The sequence below is a fragment of the Streptomyces sp. NPDC055254 genome, assembly GCF_053606025.1.
Genome location: NZ_JBSGQV010000093.1, coordinates 1 through 2317 on the forward strand (window position 1 = coordinate 1; position 2317 = coordinate 2317).

Annotated in this window: 2 protein-coding genes and 1 pseudogene; 2 read left to right on the plus strand and 1 reads right to left on the minus strand. The window is 64.2% G+C overall.

The genetic code is table 11. The features are described from left to right. Positions 1 to 230: 230 nt before the first annotated feature. Positions 231 to 443: a hypothetical protein gene (locus ACWFQ8_RS33455; RefSeq protein WP_453790031.1), complete on the minus strand. Its 213-nt coding sequence runs from the start codon at positions 441 to 443 to the stop codon at positions 231 to 233. A 308-nt stretch (positions 444 to 751) separates the two neighbouring features. On the opposite strand from ACWFQ8_RS33455, the gene ACWFQ8_RS33460 reads away from it, so the two are divergent. Together ACWFQ8_RS33460 and ACWFQ8_RS33465 are read left to right on the plus strand one after the other, a co-directional pair. Continuing rightward, positions 752 to 1327: a TetR family transcriptional regulator gene (locus ACWFQ8_RS33460; RefSeq protein WP_453790032.1), complete on the plus strand. Its 576-nt coding sequence runs from the start codon at positions 752 to 754 to the stop codon at positions 1325 to 1327. A 231-nt stretch (positions 1328 to 1558) separates the two neighbouring features. Next, positions 1559 to 2227: pseudogene (locus ACWFQ8_RS33465) on the plus strand (IS5 family transposase); the annotation flags it as partial. Positions 2228 to 2317: the final 90 nt, after the last annotated feature.

A 2317-nucleotide genomic window follows, 5' to 3' on the forward strand; every position in this document is an offset into this window, starting at 1 on the left:
CCGGAACGATCCATCCCCACCGTCCACTCCCCATGACCCGTACAACTGCCAACTGACCATGTAGGACACGGTCTAAGACCGTGTCCTATGTGGTGGACTGGCATTGAGCGAACTGGACGCTTGCAACTGCGGGCCATATGGGCAAATGTGCCAGGTAGTTGGCGTTGGGTCGGCGCCTTGCGCCGAGCGTGCCGCCGGGGTACGCCGGTGCGACGGCTCGACCTGCATCGTCAGGTGTTCAGGCGTCGGCGTAGGCCGGCCATCGGGATGCCGAGCGTGGCAGCGAAAGCGACATTAAATAGGGCGTGCGTGGTGGCGCCGACGGCCAGGGAGAACCCAGTGTCAGCGAAGAACCATGCGGTCAGGCTGATGGCTATGGCCGTCCAGGCCCAGCGCTGCCGACGCAACAAGGGCCCGCGGGCCATCACCAACAGCAGCAGCATCCACCCGATCAAGACCGCCCCGAGAACTCCATAAGTCAGCAGGACGTAATTTACAGCCCTGTCAGCAGTGATGCCTGCGGCACGCGGACCAAAGCCCAACCGATTGAACACAGGCTCCACGGCGCTGCCGCGTACAACAAGCACTGCACCATAGCCGATAGCGGCTACGAGTGCGGTGGCTAGCCACCGATCCCACAGCGTCGAGGGCGCAGGCTCCGCGGCGACGGGTGCATGGGTAGATGTCATAGCCACCTCTCGCGAATGTAGTTGGTACTACAAAAATGTAGCAGTGACTACACTGTCGCGCTATGGGTTACAAGCACAGCCGAAACGACATGCTCGAGGCTGCGGCAGGTATTTTGGCCGACGATGGCCTCACCGCCCTGACCTATCGGCGTCTGGGGGAGCGCCTCGGCCTACCCGATCGCACCGTGGTGTATTACTTTCCCACCAAGGCCATCCTGCTCGCCGCTGCGCTCGACCGTCACGCCGACCACCTGCGGACCTTGCTGCACGCCGCCGTGGGCGACACGCCGCTGACGCCCACGCAGCTGCTGCACCGCGCATGGTCGGGACTGCGCACCGCACAGGCCGACGTAGCATTTCGTGTGTTGATTGAAGTCCTCGGACACGCGGCCGCCGGACGGGCTCCCTACCGGGAACTCGCCGCCACCCTCGCTGCCCAGTGGAACGACTGGCTGACAGGCCATCTGACTGGCCCTCCAGGGCAGCGACAGCGGCACGCGGCCGCCCTCCTGGCCCAACTCGACGGCTTGCTACTGTTGCGCAGCATCGGCCACGACGACCTGGCCGACGAAGCAGCACGCACCCTCGGCTGGCGCCCTCCTTTTGGCTCCCAAGCCGGCAGCAGTAACCCATGCTGAAGTTCTCAGAGGGCGTTCACGTAGCGTTTTTCTGGTATGCCAGCTTTGCGCATGCCCCTGTTTGGGCGCCTTGCCCGGTAGAAGGCGTACATCCCCACCCGGATCACGAACCCACCTGCCCGTCTCGTTCGCTTCCGTGTCTCGAAGTCCGTCTGGTTTGAAGACGCCCCGGAATCGCCCGACAGTCAGCGGAACCACATCCTCCGGGCGCGGCCATGCACACGCTGTGCCGTGAGCGAGCGCAAGCCGTACCCCAGCGACCTGTCCGACGCCCGATGGGCCTTGATCGAGCCGACGTTAACGGCCTGACGGAAGGCCCGACTCGACCGCAGGCCCACCGGACAGCCACCCAAAGTCGAACTCCGCGACGTATTCAACGCGATCCTCTACGTCAACCGCACGGGGATCCCCTGGAAATACCTCCCGCATGACTTACCGGGTCACGGCACGGTCTATTTCTGCTACGCGGCCTGGCGAGACGAAGGAATCTTCACCCAGCTCAACTACGACCTCATCGGACTGGCCCGCGCCAAGGAGGGCCGCACACCCGAGCCGACCGCCTCGGTTATCGACACCCAGAGCATCAAGACCTCCACCAACGTGCCCCTGAACAGCCAGGGAACCGACGCCGCGAAGAAGATCGCGGGCCGGAAGCGCGGCATCCTCACCGACACGATCGGCCTCATCCTCGCCGTGACCGTCACCGGCGCCGGCCTCTCCGAGAACGCCATGGGAATACGTCTTCTCGACCAGGCGAAAGCGGCCTACCCAACCCTTGCGAAAAGCTGGGTCGACACCGGATTCAAGAACGCCGTCATCGAACACGGCGCCACCCTCGGAATCGACGTCGAAGTCGTCAACCGCAACCCGGAAAAACGCGGCTTCCGCGTCGTGATAAGACCGTGTCCTATGTGGTGAGGCGGACGAGGCGTTTGTAGCAGCAGATGGCGGCGGCGAGTCCGAGGAAGGCCAGGTAGTTGCGGGGGTGGC